The 15,104-nt window shown below is 72.8% G+C and carries 13 protein-coding genes; 2 read left to right on the top strand and 11 right to left on the bottom strand.

The window, feature by feature from the left end; all coding sequences use genetic code 11:
* Position 1: 1 nt before the first annotated feature.
* The 3 genes from C8D89_RS08400 to C8D89_RS08390 form a co-directional block, all read right to left on the bottom strand.
* Positions 2-2,368, bottom strand: coding sequence for an aerobic carbon-monoxide dehydrogenase large subunit (locus tag C8D89_RS08400; RefSeq protein ID WP_116707813.1), 2,367 nt, complete (start codon positions 2,366-2,368; stop codon positions 2-4).
* Between the two features lie 89 nt (positions 2,369-2,457).
* On the bottom strand, positions 2,458-2,967 hold the full coding sequence (locus tag C8D89_RS08395) for a (2Fe-2S)-binding protein (protein WP_116707639.1): 510 nt from the start codon (positions 2,965-2,967) through the stop codon (positions 2,458-2,460).
* A 1-nt stretch (position 2,968) separates the two neighbouring features.
* On the bottom strand, positions 2,969-3,841 hold the full coding sequence (locus tag C8D89_RS08390) for an FAD binding domain-containing protein (RefSeq protein ID WP_116707638.1): 873 nt from the start codon (positions 3,839-3,841) through the stop codon (positions 2,969-2,971).
* Between the two features lie 156 nt (positions 3,842-3,997).
* Here C8D89_RS08390 and C8D89_RS08385 point away from each other — a divergent pair, with 156 nt between their 5' ends.
* A complete protein-coding gene (locus C8D89_RS08385) occupies positions 3,998-4,945 on the top strand; it encodes a LysR family transcriptional regulator (protein ID WP_116707637.1) in 948 nt (315 codons plus the stop codon).
* 1 nt (position 4,946) lies between these two features.
* Here the strand turns inward: C8D89_RS08385 and C8D89_RS08380 are convergent, their stop codons facing one another.
* From C8D89_RS08380 to C8D89_RS08350, 7 genes are all read right to left on the bottom strand, one after another.
* Positions 4,947-7,097: a heavy metal translocating P-type ATPase gene (locus C8D89_RS08380; protein WP_116707636.1), complete on the bottom strand. Its 2,151-nt coding sequence runs from the start codon at positions 7,095-7,097 to the stop codon at positions 4,947-4,949.
* On the bottom strand, positions 7,094-7,687 hold the full coding sequence (locus C8D89_RS08375; RefSeq protein WP_116707635.1) for a GTP-binding protein: 594 nt from the start codon (positions 7,685-7,687) through the stop codon (positions 7,094-7,096). Before C8D89_RS08375 ends, C8D89_RS08380 begins: the two co-directional genes overlap by 4 nt.
* On the bottom strand, positions 7,668-8,048 hold the full coding sequence (locus tag C8D89_RS08370) for a DUF742 domain-containing protein (RefSeq protein WP_165825600.1): 381 nt from the start codon (positions 8,046-8,048) through the stop codon (positions 7,668-7,670). Before C8D89_RS08370 ends, C8D89_RS08375 begins: the two co-directional genes overlap by 20 nt.
* A gap of 31 nt (positions 8,049-8,079) precedes the next feature.
* On the bottom strand, positions 8,080-8,490 hold the full coding sequence (locus C8D89_RS08365) for a roadblock/LC7 domain-containing protein (RefSeq protein WP_116707633.1): 411 nt from the start codon (positions 8,488-8,490) through the stop codon (positions 8,080-8,082).
* Positions 8,487-10,472: a sensor histidine kinase gene (locus C8D89_RS08360; RefSeq protein ID WP_116707632.1), complete on the bottom strand. Its 1,986-nt coding sequence runs from the start codon at positions 10,470-10,472 to the stop codon at positions 8,487-8,489. Before C8D89_RS08360 ends, C8D89_RS08365 begins: the two co-directional genes overlap by 4 nt.
* Positions 10,473-10,847: 375 nt before the next feature.
* Positions 10,848-11,831, bottom strand: a complete 984-nt coding sequence (locus C8D89_RS08355; RefSeq protein WP_207787144.1) for a GNAT family N-acetyltransferase — start codon at positions 11,829-11,831, stop codon at positions 10,848-10,850.
* Positions 11,828-12,778 carry a class I SAM-dependent methyltransferase gene (locus tag C8D89_RS08350; RefSeq protein WP_116707631.1) on the bottom strand — a complete coding sequence of 317 codons (951 nt, stop codon included), beginning with the start codon at positions 12,776-12,778 and terminating at the stop codon, positions 11,828-11,830. Before C8D89_RS08350 ends, C8D89_RS08355 begins: the two co-directional genes overlap by 4 nt.
* A 304-nt stretch (positions 12,779-13,082) precedes the next feature.
* On the opposite strand from C8D89_RS08350, the gene rpsA reads away from it, so the two are divergent.
* Positions 13,083-14,591, top strand: a complete 1,509-nt coding sequence (gene rpsA / locus C8D89_RS08345; RefSeq protein ID WP_116707630.1) for a 30S ribosomal protein S1 — start codon at positions 13,083-13,085, stop codon at positions 14,589-14,591.
* A 280-nt stretch (positions 14,592-14,871) separates the two neighbouring features.
* On the opposite strand, the gene C8D89_RS29100 is transcribed toward rpsA, so the two are convergent.
* The gene (locus C8D89_RS29100; protein ID WP_165825599.1) at positions 14,872-15,057 is read right to left on the bottom strand and encodes a hypothetical protein; all 186 of its coding nucleotides are present in this window, start codon (positions 15,055-15,057) and stop codon (positions 14,872-14,874) included.
* Positions 15,058-15,104 lie beyond the last annotated feature (47 nt).

Genomic DNA, 15,104 nt, shown 5'->3' with positions numbered 1-15,104 from the left:
GTCAGGTGATCGCCAGGTCCGTGCGCAGCGGACGGCCCTGCGCCGCCGACCAGACGGCCGCCGGCGTGAGCGGCATGTCGGCGTGGCGGACGCCGTACGGCCCGAGCGCGTCGACCACGGCGTTGACGATGGCGGGCGGCGAGCCGACGGTGGCCGACTCCCCGATGCCCTTGGCGCCGATCGGGTGGTGCGGCGAGGGCGTGACCGTCTCGCCGAGCTCCCAGGACGGGCACTCCAGCGAGGTCGGCAGCAGGTAGTCCATCATCGAGCCGCCGAGGCAGTTGCCGTCGAGGTCGAAGGCGATGCCCTGCATGAGGGCCATGCCGACGCCGTCGGCGAGCCCGCCGTGGACCTGCCCCTCGACGATCATCGGGTTGATCCGGACACCGCAGTCGTCGACGGCGATGAAGCGCCGGACGTTCACCGTCCCGGTGCGGGGGTCGACGTCGACGACGGCGACGTACGCCCCGCAGGGGTAGGTGAGGTTCGGCGGGTTGTAGACGCAGGAGGCGTCCAGGTGCCCTTCGACGCCCTCGGGCAGCTCGAGGCTCGAATGGGCCGCCAGGGCGATCTCGGCGATCGTCTTCGACGCCTCCGGGTCACCCGCCACCTGCCAGCGACCGTCGTTCCACTCCAGGTCGTCGGCCGAGACCTCCAGCATCGCCGCGGCGACGATCCGGGCCCGCTCGCGGACCTTGCGGGCGACCATCGCGGTGGCCGCCCCCGAGACCGGCGTCGAGCGCGAACCGTAGGTACCCAGGCCGAACGGGGTCAGGTCGGTGTCGCCGTGCACCACCTCGATGTCGTCGGGCGACATCCCCAGCTCGGCGGCGACGATCTGCGCGAACGTCGTCTCGTGGCCCTGGCCCTGGGTCTGCGCCGAGATCCCCAGCACCGCCTTGCCGGTCGGGTGCACGCGCAGGTCGGCGCCGTCGGCCATCCCCAACCCGAGGATGTCCATCTCGCGGCGCGGCCCGGCGCCGACGGCCTCGGTGAAGAAGCTCAGCCCGATGCCCAGGAGGTCGACGCGCTCGCCCGCCTCGTGGCGGCGTCGCCGCTCCGCCTGCTCGGCCCGCAGCTCCTGGTAACCGGCCTTGTCGAGCGCGACCTGGAGGGTGTGGGGATAGTCGCCGGAGTCGTACACCCAGCCGGTGGCGCTCTGGTACGGGAACTGGTCGGCGTGCAGGAGGTTCTTCATCCGCAGCTCGGCCGGGTCCATCTCCAGGTCGTGGGCGACGATGTCGACCAGGCGCTCGATGAGGTACACGGCCTCGGTGATGCGGAACGAGCAGGCATAGGCGACGCCGCCGGAGGCCTTGTTCGTGTAGACACCGGTGACGGCGCAGTGCGCGGCCTCGAGGTCGTAGGAGCCCGTGAACACCCCGAAGAAGCCGGCCGGGAACTTCGTCGGCTGCGCGGTGGCGTTGAACGCGCCGTGGTCGGCGAGCACGTCGACGCGCACGGCGCGGATCCTGCCGTCCTTCGTCACCGCGACCTCCCCGCGCATGTGGTAGTCGCGGGCGAAGGAGGTGCTCATGAGGTTCTCCGAGCGGTCCTCCATCCACTTCACCGGCTTACCCGTGACGATCGAGGCGACGATCGCGCAGACGTAGCCCGGGTAGATGCCGACCTTGTTGCCGAAACCCCCGCCGATGTCCGGGGACACCACGCGGATCTTGTGCTCCGGCAGGCCCGCGACCATCGCGTACAGGGTGCGGTGGGCGTGCGGGGCCTGCGTGGTGGTCCACAGCGTGAGCTTGCCGGTGACCGGGTCCATGTCCGCGAGCGCACCGCAGGTCTCCAGTGGCGCCGGGTGCACGCGCGGGTAGAGGACGTCGGCGGTGACGACGACCTGGTCCTCGGCCGCCTCGGCCTCGGCGAACACCTTGTCGGTGGCCGCGGAGTCGCCGGACTCCCAGTCGAAGATGTGGTTGTCGGTCTTGCCCTCCTTGTCGTCGCGCACCACCGGCGAACCCCGGTCGAGGGCCGTCTTCGCGTCGATCACCGGGGTCAGCGGCTCGTACTCGACGTCGATCAGGGCGAGCGCGTCGCGCGCCGAGTACTTGTCGTCGGCCACCACGAAGGCGACCTCCTGGCCCTGGAAGCGCACCTTGTCGGTGGCGAGGACGGCCTGTGTGTCGTAGGACAGCGTCGGCATCCAGGCCAGACCCAGGCCCGCGAGCGTCTCCCCGGTGATCACGGCATGGACCTTCGGGTGCGCCTCGGCGGCGCTCGTGTCGATCGAGACGATGCGGGCGTGGGCCAGCGGGCTGCGCAGGACCGCGCCGTGGAGCATGCCGGGCAGCACGATGTCGTCCACGTAGTGGCCGCGCCCGCGCACGAAGCGCGCGTCCTCCTTGCGCTTCATCGACCCGTAGCCCTGAGGGGTCTCGGGGGCGGCGTGGATCTGGACCGAGGGATCCTGGACGCCGGCGATGCGGGAGTCGTCGATGCTGGTCACGGCGTGACCTCCTCCTTGCTGGCTTCCTTCTCCGCAGTCTCCTCGGCAGTCTCCTTCTCGGCCGCCCAGCGCACCGCGCGCACGATGTTCTCGTATCCGGTGCAGCGGCAGACCTGGCCGGAGATCGCCTCGCGGATGGCCTGGGGAGAGGGATCGGGATCGCGGTCGAGCAGAGCGCGGCTGGTCATGAGCATCCCGGGTGTGCAGAACCCGCACTGGAGGCCGTGGCAGGTCACGAAGCCCTCCTGCACCGGGTCGAGCTCGGCCCCGTGCGCGAGGCCCTCGACGGTGTCGACCGAGGCGCCGTCGGCCATCACCGCGAGCACGGTGCAGGACTTCACGGGCGAGCCGTCGAGGCGCACCACGCAGGCACCGCAGTTCGTGGTGTCGCAGCCCCAGTGCGTGCCGGTGAGGCGCAGCTCGTCGCGCAGGAAGTGGGTGAGCAGCAGGCGCGGCTCGACGTCGCGGACGACCTGCTCGCCGTTGACGCGGACGGTGATCTCCATGTCAGGCCTCTCCTCGGGCTCGCGCGGTCGCCCGCTGCAAGGTGCGTGCGACGAGCTCGGCGACCAGGGCGCGCTTGTAGTCGACCGGGCCGCGCTGGTCGGCGCTCGGTGCGCAATGTTCGGCGGCGATCCGTCCCGCCTCGGTGAAGGCCTCGTCCGTCGCCGGGCGGCCACGCAGGGCGTCCTCTGCCTCTGCGGCGACGAAATGCGACGCGCCGACGGCGGTGAGCCCGATGCCGGCCTCGGCCACCGTGTCCCCGTCGAGGGACACGACGGAGCCGGCCGACGCGACGGCCCAGTCCCCGGCGCGGCGCTCGACCTTCTGGTAGGCGCTGCCGGTGCGCGTCCGGATCGGGACCCGGACCTCGATCAGGAGCTCGCCGTGGGCGACGGCGGTCTCGTACGGACCGTGGTGGAACTCCCGCACCGGCACGACCCGCTGGCCCTCGGCGCCGCGGATGACCACGTCGGCCCGCAGCGCCGAGAACGCCGCGGAGAGATCCTCGGAGGGATCGGCCTGGCACAGCGACCCCCCGACGGTGCCCCGGTTGCGCACGAGCGGGTCGGCGATCGTGCGCTCGGCGTCGGGGAGGATCGGGAAGTGCTCGCGGACGACCGCCGACTCGAGCACCGTCGCGTGGCGGGTCATGGCGCCGAGGCGGACCTGGTCGCCCTCCACCCTGATGTAGTCGAGATCGGTGAGCCCGTTGATGTCGATCAGCGTTGAGGGTTCGGCGAGCCGTAGCTTCATCATCGGGATGAGGCTGTGGCCGCCCGCGACGATCAGCGACTCCGGTCCGTGACGCGCGAGCAGCTCGATCGCATCGTCGACGCTGGTGGCCTTCTCGTAGGCGAACTGGGCCGGGACCTGCATCCGTCCTCCCGGGTGGTGGGCCGGTGATGGTGACGCTGGCGGTGATCGGGGAGCGGGATCACCCTGATGGGCTCGGGCACGCTCGGAAACCCGGGATGAAGTGATTGCTCAACTCGGGCGCTGGTGCGTGCGCCGGGACCTTCGCAGACTGCGGGTATGACGCTGACCCAGCTGAGCGCCTTCGTCATGGTCGCCCGGCTCGGGACGGTGCGTGCCGCCGCGGAGGCCCTCGGGGTGAGCGACTCGGCCGTCTCCCAGGCGCTCTCGGTCCTGCGCCAGCACCTCGGCGACCCGTTGCTGGTCCGCCAGGCCCGGCGGATGGAGCTCACCCCTGCCGGCAGCCGCCTGCTGGGTCTCGCGTCGCAGATGGTGGCCCTGGGCGCCGAGGCGGAGGCCACCGTACGCGCGGCTCACGGGCGTCCCCAGGAGTTGCGCGTCGTCACCACCTCGGTGATGGCCGAGTTCGTCGCGGGGCCTCTGGCCGCTGCCTTCGACGCGCGCACCGGGCGCGCCTTCGAGCTGACGACGAGCGTCGCGTCCACGGCCGAGCTCGAGGTGCTGGTCGGCAATCGGCTCGCCGACCTCGCGCTGGGCCCCGCGCTGCACACCGACCCGGCCCTCCGCCTCGTCAGCGAGCCGATCCTGCGCACGCAGCTCGTCGCGGTCGCCGCCCCCGATCGGCGCCTCGCCGGGCGGCCGTCCGCCTGGCCGTGGCTGGTCGACCCGACCGCGGGCGAGCCGGACAGCGAGACCAGCCGCCTGCTGCGCCGCCTCGCGGTCCCGGAGGAGCGGGTGCGGGTGTTCGCCTCGCACGCCACCGCCTGGGAGGCCGCCGTCGCCGGCGCGGGTGTCGCGATCGCCACGGCGCACCTGGTCAACCCGCAGGTGCGCCGCGGGGACCTGCGCGTCGTCCCCACCACGGCGACTCCCATGCCCAGTCCGTGGCACGCGACGATGCTGCGCCCCGAGCTGCGCTCGGACGGCGCCACGGCGCTCCACCGCTTCCTGACCACGCCGGAGGCGATGGCCCTGATGCGCTCCCCGCACGGCGGGGTCGTCCCGTCGCGGTTCCGTCCGCCGGTGTACGTCACCATCTGGAACTAGCTCAGGGGCGCCGGAGCCGCAGGCTGCTCGCGACGACCACGGCCGAGGACAGCGCCATCGTGGCGCCCGCGACGACAGGATTGAGCAGACCCAGCGCGGCGACGGGCAGGGCGGCGGTGTTGTAGGCGAACGCCCAGGCCAGGTTGCGCCGGATCGTCCGACGGGTGGCGCGGGCGAGGGCGAGAGCGGCGGGAACGACGTCGAGGCGGTCCCGGACGAGGATCATGTCAGCGGTACCCAGCGCGACGTCCGTGCCCGAGCCCATCGCCAGGCCCAGGTCGGCTCGCGCCAGCGCGGGCGAATCGTTGACGCCGTCGCCGACCATCGCCACCGATGCCCCCGCCGCCCGCAGCCGGTCGATCGCGGCGGCCTTCTCGTCGGGGTCCACCCCGGCGACCACGTCGTCGACACCGATCTCCTCCGCGGCGCGGCGTGCGGCGGCCTTGTGGTCGCCGGTGAGCAGAACGGTCCGCACGTCCAGGTCCCGCAAGGTGGCGACCGCAGCGGCGGCCTCGGGCTTCACCTCGTCGACCAGCGCGAACGCCCCGACGACGACGCCGTTTCGACCGACCAGGACCGTCGTCCGCCCGGCGCGCTCCCAGCCCGCGACATCCACGACGTCGGGGTCCAGACCTTCGGCGTCGAGCAGCCGCGCCGAGCCGACGGTCACCGTGGCACCCTCCACGGTGCCGCGGGCTCCGAGCCCGGACAGGCTCGTGAACCCCGTGACCGGCGGTGGGGTCCCGACCGACTCCCGAGCCAGTGCCACCAGGGCAGCGGCCAGGGGGTGCTCCGAGGCGTTCTCCACCGCCGCCGCCCAGCGCACCACGTCGCGGATGTCGACCCCGGGCGCCGCGGCCACGTCGACGACGCTCATCCGCCCCGTGGTGACCGTGCCGGTCTTGTCCAGGACCACCACGTCGACCGCGTGCGCCGCCTCGAGCGCGCGGTGCCCGGTCAGGAAGATCCCTTCCCTGGCACCGCGGTCGGTCGCCGCCATGAGTGCCATCGGGGTGGCCAGCCCCAGAGCGCAGGGGCACGCGATGACCAGCACGCTCAGTGACGCGGCGAAGGCGGGTCCGCCGACGATCGTCCAGCCCGCGAAGGTGGCCGCGGCCAGCGCGAGCACCGCCGGCACGAAGATCGCGCAGATGCGGTCGGCCAGGCGCTGGGCGTTGGCGCGCTCGGTCCGGGTGCGCTCGACCAGCTGGACCATCCGCGCCAGCCCGCTGTCGGTCGCCGCCCGCGTCACACGGACGACCAGGCGACCGCCCACGACGATCGCGCCGGCCTCCACGGAGTCGCCACGGCCGGCCTCGCGAGGAGCGGCTTCGCCGGTCAACACGCTGGTGTCGAGGGCGCACTCGCCCTCGACGACCTCACCGTCGGCGGCGAGGGCCTCGCCGGGGCGCGCCACGATCTCGTCTCCGGCGCGCAGCCACGAGACCGGTACGCGGACCTCCTCGCCGTTCCGGCGCAGCACCGCGTCGCGCGGACGCAACGCCGCGAGCGCCCGCACCGCCTCCCCGGCCCGCCGGCGAGCGCCGGCCTCGAACAACCGCCCGACGAGCAGGAAGAGGGTGACGACGAGGGCGACGTCCAGGTAGAGCGGTCCGGACACGATCGACCCCGCGACGGACGCGATGATGCCGAGCGACACGAGCGTGTCCATCGACGCGGTCCCGTGCCGGAGGTTGACCACTGCGGCGCGATGGAACGGCCAAGCGCACCAGGTGACCACGGGGGCGGCCAGCGTGAGCAGCACCAGGGGCGAACCCGCGAAGCGGAGTGCCGGATCGACCGCGAGGCCCATGGACACGTGCGCGACGGGCAGACCGAGCAGCAACGCCACGGCGACCCGGCGGCGCAGGGATCGCTCGACGCGCCCGTCAGCGGGCGCCGGCGGGCGGTCGTCGGTGACCGGTCGCGCTCCGAAGCCGAGGCGCTCGACGGTCGCGACGAGTTCCTCGACCGCCACGGGCGTCGTCAGGGCCACCCGCGCACGCTCCGCGGCCAGGTCGACCCGCGCCCGCACACCGTCGAGGCGTTCGAGGCGGCGCTCGATCCGCGCCGCACAGGCGGCGCACGTCATCCCCTCGATCGCCAACTCGACGTCGCCTTCGGGATGGCGTTCCGTCGCGGCGAGGGTCATCGGCTGTGCTGGAGTGCGTGCTCGGCGAGCACGATCAGGGCTCGCAGCGAGGAGCCCGGTTCGCGGGCGTCGAGACGGACGAGCGGGCAGCCCGGTTTGAGCACGAGCGCGTCGCGCACCGTCTCGTCGTCGAACTCGTCGGCGTGCGGGAACCCGTTCACGCCCACCACGAAAGGCACGCCGCGGTTCTCGAAGTAGTCGATGGCCGCGAAGGAGTCGTCGACGCGGCGCAGATCGACCAGCACCACGGCACCCACCGCCCCTCGGGCCAGTTCGTCCCACATGAACCAGAACCGCGACTGCCCAGGGGTGCCGAACAGGTAGAGGATCATGTCCTGGTCGACGGTGATCCGGCCGAAGTCCATGGCCACCGTGGTGGTCTGTTTGTCCGGCACGGCCTCGGCGTCGTCGATCCCGACCGACAGGCTCGTCATGTTCTGCTCGGTCGACAGCGGCGGGATCTCGGACAGCGCGTGGACGAGCGTCGTCTTCCCCACGCCGAACCCGCCGGCGATCAGGATCTTCAGTGGCAGCAGCTCCGCCGCCGGCTGGGCCGGGGCCGGCCGGTGCTCAGCGGGCGCGTAGTCCATCGAGCAATCTCTCCAGGAGTTCGCGTCGGGGACGTCCGTCCGCACCGACGAGGGGTAGGTGGACGGCGAGGTGTTCGGCGTTGGCCAGGTCGCTGACCAGCACTCGCGCGACCCCGACCGGCACGCCGAGGAGGTTGCCGAGCTCGACCAGCGACTGCGGGGACGTGCACGCCTCGACGATCGTGCGGTACTCCGGCGGTAGGGCCCCGAGCTGGGCCAGCCCGTGCTCGGTGGCGGTGACCAGCGCCTCGACGGGCAGGTCCCGACCGTCCGAACGGGTTCGTCCTCGGGTGACGGCGTAGTTGGGGACGACGCGGCCCCCGTTCGCGCCTCTCGGCGTACTGCGTTCGTCCACGCTCACGATCCGTCTCCGCCACGCCTCGTCCCCGACGTCACCGGGCGCTGCCGGATCGGGCGGCGGGTGTCAGCGCATGGCCCACCCGGGACGCGAGCATGGTCATCTCGTAGCCCACCAGGCCCATGTCGGCGTTGCGCTCGGTGTAGACCGCCAGCAACGAACCGTGACTGATGGTGGTGAGGAACAGGTAGCCTCCGGCCATCTCGAGGATGGTCTGGCTCACCGGCAGACCGTTCAGCAGCGTCGCTGCGCCGCGGGCCAGGCTGACCAGGCCGGAGGCCGCTGCCGAGAGCTGGTCGGCGAGCACCGGTCCGACTTCGGGGGTCGCGGCGAGACGCAGCCCGTCGGAGGAGACCACCAGCGCATGCACCACCCCAGGGGTGGACCGGGCGAAGTCGGCGAGCAGCCAGTCCAGCTGACCGTGGGGTTCCTGGGCGTCGTTCATGACGACACTCCCTTCTCGGCCGGCTCCCCGGCCGGAGCGGGATCGACATCGCCGATCTCCAGGTGCGCCATGCGCCGACTGGCCTGGTAGCGGGACAGGGCGTTCAGCGGGCTCTCGATCGTCGCGTGCGGATCGAGCGGTGGGCCACCGGGCTCCTCAGCAGGCCGCGACGAACCGAGCAGCGGGTGCTCCGGGAGCGGCGCGGCCGACGGCGCGGGCGCTGCGGGAACCGGCCGGGGGTCGACGGGCTTGGCCAGCTCCGGAGCGAGGTGGGTCTGCGGCACGCGGCGGGTCAGGGTCCGCCGGGGTTCCGCCCGCCCCCTCCCGTTCTCGCCGTTGTTGCTGTCGCCGTTCCCGTTCAGGTGGGGACCGGGCCCCTCCGGGGAGATGCGCGGCGCGGGGGCGGGCCCGTCGACGGTGGTGCTGTCGCCGTCGAACTCGCGGGGTGGCGGGACGACGATCGGGCGGATGAGCCCGCCGTGTTGCCCCGCCCGGGTGGGTTCGAGTGTCCGCTCCCCGTCCGTGTCACCGGACGGGTCGAGCTCGTGGGCACCGACTCGTGGCGCGGGCTCCACCTGCGGCGTCGGCGGGGGCGTGTCGCCCGGCCACGCGTGCCGGCCGTCGATCCGGGCCGGCTCGTGCGGGGACTCGCCCGGGGTGGCAGACGCGGCATTGGTCGCGCGGTTGGGCGGCCCGACCCCCTCCGAGGCGGGCCTGGCGAGGACCGAGGGCACGCTCGGGCGGGACGCCTCGATCCTGGCCGGGAAGAGCTCGGCGGGCAGGACGATCACCGCCGTCAGGCCGCAGCCCGGGGTGGGTGTCAGGGAGACGGTGATGCCGTGTCGCTCGGCCAGGCGCGAGACGACGTGGAACCCCAGCTGCCGGGAGGCCGCGACGTCGACGTCCTGCGGCTCGGTCAGCAGGCGGTTGGCCCGCGCCAGGGCGTCCGCCGGCATGCCCACGCCGGTGTCCTCGATGATCAGCAGGTGGGCGCCGGGGGCGGGGTGGTAGGGCCGGTTCTGCACCGACACCGCGCTCGACGGCGGGGAGTACCGCACCGCGTTCTCGAGGAGCTCCGCGAGGAGGTGGGTGAGGTCGGCGACCGAGCTGCCGACGATCGCGAGGCCCTCGTCGACGGCGAACGTGATCCGCTCCAGGTCCTCGGTCTCGGCGATGGCGGCACGCACCACGTCTCGCAGGGCGACCGGCGCCGACCAGGTGCGCGGTGGCTGCTCACCGGAGAGCACCAGCAGGCTCTCGGCATTGCGCCGCACCCGGGTGGCCAGGTGGTCGAGCCGGAACAGCTCGGCCAGCACGTCAGGGTCGCGTTCCTTCTCCTCCAGGTCGTTGATGATGTCGAGCTGGCGGTGGAACATGCTCTGGTTGCGCCGCGCGAGGTTGAGCAGCAGATCGGAGGTGAACTCCTTCTTGCTGATCTCGGCGCGCGCGAGCTGGCGGTCCACCTCGGTCTTCTGTTCCTGCAGGTCTTCGGTGAATCGCCAGAAGACGAGCACCCCGGCGCAGGCGGCGAGCACGCTCACACCGTGGATGACCGACCACAGCCACGGGTCGCCCTGTCCCGAGAGGTGATTGAAGATCAGATTGGGGGCTACGGCCGAGCCGATCCCGTGACTCAGCACGGTGAAGGCGATGTTCCACAGGAACGGGAACCAGTCCTGGTACAGGGCCAGGAAGCCCACGATGATGAAGAAGTGGAAGTGGGCCTCGATCGAGCCCTGGGAGAGGACCACCAGGGCCACCGAGCACCCGGTCAGGCCGAAGGTGACCAGGAGTGAAGCGGTGCGGCGGTGGTGGATCATCGAAGCCGCGAGGACGACCCCGCCGACGCCGAGGTCCACCAGGAGGATCGCCGCGAGGGGGAACCCCGCCACCAGCCCGACGAGGGCCAGCAACGGGACGTGCAGTCCGAGCACCCAGAGCAGCAGCCGATGGCGGCGAGTCCACTCTTCGTCGCTGAGCATGTTCCCGCGGGGGAGGAACCGGGAAAGACGATCCAGGAGTGGGTCCAGCGTTGCCAAGGACCCGGCCGGCTCGGACAAACGGCACCTTCTCACGATCGATGTCAGCGAGCTATGGAGGCGGAGGGTGGGGGGACCGTACCGCGTGGAACACGCGGAGGAATCGCTCGGGGGAGGGGCGAGCGTTACGCATTCGGTGGCCCTCAGATGTCGTTGAAGAACAAACCAGATTTGTCCGCATGTGCCTATTCGAGAGTCCGCCACAATGGCGAAGTCGGTGGGTAGAATGGTGCAACGCTCTCAGTTTCCCGGCGATGTCGCGCGAACGCGTGTCGGTCATCCGGGGTAGACGGGTTCGCGCTGCGTCTCCGCGCGCGCTCAGCGCAGCGCCGCTGCCGGGCGGACCTCCCACAGCGTCCAGAGGGGCCGGTACCCGTGGCGTGGCCAGAACACGGAGGAGATCGGGTTCGGCGGGTTGTAGTAGAGGTACGTGCCGCGCCCGCCGGGAGGCTGCAGGCCGGGCAGGGCGGCCGTGACCAGCGCGTGCCCGACGCCGGCTCCGCGCCGGTCGGGCAGCACCGACGCGCAGTTGACGTAGCCCCACCGGCCGACCGGCAGCAGGCCGGCGAGCCACGAGCCGGGGCTGACGTCGGTGAGGCCGCACTCGAGCAGGCCCACCGCCTCGCCGTCCTGCTCGGCCAGCCACACCGGTTCGTCGCGGGCGAACCGCTGCCGCAGCGCGGTCCGCTTGACGGCCTCCGCGTCGGGACGCAGGACGCTGCCGCCGACCATGCTCGAGTAGGCGATCTCGTGCATGGCCAGCGCGACGCACGCCTCGAGATCGTCGTCGCGGGCGCGGCGGATCCGCACCGGGGGGCCGCCCGGCGTGACGACCGCCCCGGCGGGCGGTCCGGGTCGACGCACCGCGAGCACCGCCAGCGGGACGAGCCCGTGGTCGAGGAAGGCGCGGGCGGCGGCGACGTCGCGGCTCGGCCAGGTGACCACCGCCGCCGAGTCCGCGACGTGCCGCACCCGCGCGGGCAGGCGCGCGCGCCACTCGGTGAGCAGGCGGTCCACCCCGCCCCGCCCGGCGGCGCCCAGCACCGGGTGCAGCTCGGTCACCTCGGCCGCCGACCACAGCAGCGGGGCGCTGCCCGCGGGCCACGTGTGCTGGGTGAGCACGCCCGCGACCTCGCCGGCGGTGTCGTCGCCGACGACCAGCACCTCGCCCGGCGGCGGCAGGACGGCCGGTGGTAGGCCGGGGTCGACCTCGTGGAAGCGGCGCTGCTGGTCGCCGAGGAGCTCGGTGAGCACCACCTCGGGGGCCCGGCCCGACGGCGTCGTGCGGGAGCGGCCGATCACGGCGGGCCCTCCCGGGTCAAGCCCCGCGGACCGCTCGGCGTGCTCCCCCCGATGCCTCCCGCCCCCGGTCGCCGGCAGCAGAAGATCGCGGTACCGGGGAAGAGCGCGCCGCGCAGCGGCGACCACTGGCCCCACACCGCGTCGAGCCCCTTCGGCCATTCCGGCTCGACGAGCCGCTCGAGCACCAGCCCGGAGGCGACGATGTCGGCGACGCGGTCGCCCAGCGTGCGGTGGTGCTCGACGTAGACGACGCGGCCGTCGTCGTCGACCTCGGCGTAGGGGGTGCGGTCGAAGTACGACTGGGACACCGTCAGCCCGTCGGGCCCGGGGTCGTCGGGGAACGCCCAGCGCATCGGGTGGTTGACCGCGAACACCCACGGCGCCCCGGGCCGCAGCACGCGGGCCACCTCGCGCATCACCGCGGCGGGGTCGGCGACGAAGGGGATCGCCCCGAAGGCGGAGAACGCGGCGTCGACGGTGTCGTCCGCGAGGGGGAGCGCTCCGGCGTCGCCCTGCACGAGCGGGACCGCGGTGCCGGTGCGGGCGTCCGCGGCGCGGGCGTGGCGCAGCATGCCGGCCGACAGGTCCAGGCCGACGACGCGGGCTCCCTCGCCGGCGAGGAACCGGGAGCAGGAGGCCGCGCCGCACCCGACCTCGAGCACGCGGGCCCCGCGCAAGGCCCCGCGCGGGCCGAGCAGGCGGGCGTCCTGCTCGCGCAGGCGCTCGGGGCACCAGACGAAGTCGTCGTCGCCGAGGAAGCCGCCGTGCTCGGCCTGGTAGTCGTCGGCGTCCGCGTCCCACCAGGCGCGGCTCGCCGCGCTGGACTCGGCCGGCCCGACGGCGCGGCGCGCGATCCCGGACGTCCCGAGCAGGGCCTCGGCGGAACTGCCCGACACCGCCTCGTCCTCCGGGTCCGCGGGGGACGGAGGCGTCGGCACGAGGAGCATCCTGACACGCCCGGACGCGGGGGTACCGGCCCCCAGGGCGGGAGGCGACACGCCGCCGGCCGCCGGTGCGACACGCCGGGCACCGCGGCGGGGCGCCCCGATTGCCGGGCCGTGTCCGGCGCGGTTACGATGAAGGTCCACGTCAGTGGTCTCGCCCTGTCCGCGTGCTCCTCGGCAGCGGGTGGGCGGACACCTCGTCTCCGGTCCTGCTCGCGGGCTCGCCGGTGCACGCGTCAGGACGACGGCTCACAGCGTGGTGTCCCTGCACGCTCGATCTGACCATGTTCCCGGAGCCGTCCACCGTATGTCCATCGACACCCACACCGCCCCGACGACGAGCAGCCCCCAGGTGGCTGTGAACGACATCGGGTCGGAAGAGGACTTCCTCGCCGCCATCGACCAGACGATCAAGTACTTCAACGATGGCGACATCGTCGAAGGCACCATCGTGAAGGTCGACCGGGACGAGGTCCTCCTCGACATCGGCTACAAGACCGAGGGCGTCATCCCCTCGCGCGAGCTGTCCATCAAGCACGATGTCGATCCCAACGAGGTCGTCGCCGTCGGCGACGAGGTCGAAGCCCTCGTCCTCCAGAAGGAGGACAAGGAGGGCCGGCTGATCCTGTCCAAGAAGCGCGCGCAGTACGAGCGCGCCTGGGGCACGATCGAGCAGCTCAAGGACAACGACGAGCCCGTCAAGGGCACCGTCATCGAGGTCGTCAAGGGCGGCCTCATCCTCGACATCGGCCTGCGCGGCTTCCTCCCGGCCTCGCTGGTCGAGATGCGCCGCGTCCGCGACCTCCAGCCCTACGTGGGCAAGGAGATCGAGGCCAAGATCATCGAGCTGGACAAGAACCGCAACAACGTGGTCCTGTCCCGCCGCGCCTGGCTCGAGCAGACGCAGTCGGCGGTCCGCAGCGAGTTCCTCAACCAGCTCGCCAAGGGCCAGATCCGTTCCGGCCAGGTCTCGTCGATCGTCAACTTCGGTGCGTTCGTCGACCTCGGCGGTGTCGACGGTCTGGTGCACGTCTCCGAGCTGTCCTGGAAGCACATCGACCACCCGTCCGAGGTCGTCGAGGTGGGCCAGGAGGTCAAGGTCGAGGTCCTCGACGTCGACCTGGACCGCGAGCGGGTCTCCCTGTCGCTCAAGGCGACCCAGGAGGACCCCTGGCGCCAGTTCGCCCGCACCCACCAGATCGGCCAGATCGTGCCCGGCAAGGTCACGAAGCTGGTGCCGTTCGGTGCGTTCGTCCGTGTGGACGAGGGCATCGAGGGCCTGGTCCACATCTCGGAGCTGGCCGAGCGGCACGTCGAGGTGCCCGAGCAGGTCGTCCAGGTCGGCAACGACGTCATGGTCAAGGTCATCGACATCGACCTCGACCGTCGCCGCATCTCGCTCTCGCTCAAGCAGGCCAACGAGGGCATGACGCCGGAGACCGAGTTCGACCCGGCGCTCTACGGCATGGCGGCCGAGTACGACGACGCCGGCAACTACATCTACCCCGAGGGCTTCGACCCGGACACCGGCGAGTGGCGCGAGGGGTACGAGCAGCAGCGCGAGGAGTGGGAGCGCCAGTACCAGGCGGCCTACGCCCGCTACGAGCAGCACATCGCGCAGTTGCAGCGCACCCAGGAGCAGGAGGCGGAGGCCGCCGAGGCGGCGCCGGCCAACTACTCCTCGGGCGGCCCGTCGTCCGACTCCGAGGAGGAGGCCGCGGACCCGGGTCAGGGCCCGCCGTCCCAGAGCGGCGGCGGCGCGCTGGCCAGCGACGCCCAGCTCGCGGCGCTCCGCGAGAAGCTCTCCGGCGGCTGATCCGTCCCGCACCGAGCTCGGCACGGGCCCTCACCCCTCGCGGGGTGGGGGCCCGTCGTCGTTCCCGGGGCTGTCGAGGGTGGCAGCGAACGTGCTGTTCGCCGCTTCTATGCGCGCGAAGTCCCCGTTGATCACTCGGAGGTGGCGCCGGGGCGTGCGGGGTCGGGCGCAGCGGGGGACGCCCCGGCTGCGTGGCACGCAGCGAGGGACGCCCTCGCCGCGGCGAACCGGGGCCCGGCGCAGCGAGGGACGCCCTCGCCACTCAGGTGCAGGCGGAGGCTCAGGCGGCGACGGCGGCGCGGGGTGCCGGGCGCAGGTGCCGGGAGCCGGCGAGGAAGCGCTCGACGAAGCCCCGGCGCGCGATGTGCGGCTCGGCGAGGGCCGCGGCCACCGCGGGGAGCGTGCGGCACCAGACCAGGCCGGGGTCGCCGAGGCGGTGGCGACCGGCAGGGCTGCGACGGAACACGCGGCGACTCCTCGGCGTCGTGGCTGGTGCGGGTGAGGCGTGACGAT

The organism is Actinomycetospora cinnamomea (assembly GCF_003096675.1).
Classification (GTDB): Bacteria; Actinomycetota; Actinomycetes; order Mycobacteriales; family Pseudonocardiaceae; genus Actinomycetospora; species Actinomycetospora cinnamomea.
This window is presented reverse-complemented; position numbering and strand designations above follow the sequence as displayed.

Coding starts and splice junctions, on each gene's coding strand:
- C8D89_RS08380 (WP_116707636.1), bottom strand. CDS start 7,097: ATGACCCTCGCCGCGACGGAACGCCATCCCGAAGGCGACGTCGAGTTG.
- C8D89_RS08400 (WP_116707813.1), bottom strand. CDS start 2,368: ATGAAGCGCAAGGAGGACGCGCGCTTCGTGCGCGGGCGCGGCCACTAC.
- C8D89_RS08365 (WP_116707633.1), bottom strand. CDS start 8,490: ATGAACGACGCCCAGGAACCCCACGGTCAGCTGGACTGGCTGCTCGCC.
- C8D89_RS08360 (WP_116707632.1), bottom strand. CDS start 10,472: ATGCTCAGCGACGAAGAGTGGACTCGCCGCCATCGGCTGCTGCTCTGG.
- C8D89_RS08395 (WP_116707639.1), bottom strand. CDS start 2,967: ATGGAGATCACCGTCCGCGTCAACGGCGAGCAGGTCGTCCGCGACGTC.
- C8D89_RS08390 (WP_116707638.1), bottom strand. CDS start 3,841: ATGCAGGTCCCGGCCCAGTTCGCCTACGAGAAGGCCACCAGCGTCGAC.
- C8D89_RS08385 (WP_116707637.1), top strand. CDS start 3,998: ATGACGCTGACCCAGCTGAGCGCCTTCGTCATGGTCGCCCGGCTCGGG.
- rpsA (WP_116707630.1), top strand. CDS start 13,083: ATGTCCATCGACACCCACACCGCCCCGACGACGAGCAGCCCCCAGGTG.
- C8D89_RS08375 (WP_116707635.1), bottom strand. CDS start 7,687: ATGGACTACGCGCCCGCTGAGCACCGGCCGGCCCCGGCCCAGCCGGCG.
- C8D89_RS08350 (WP_116707631.1), bottom strand. CDS start 12,778: ATGCTCCTCGTGCCGACGCCTCCGTCCCCCGCGGACCCGGAGGACGAG.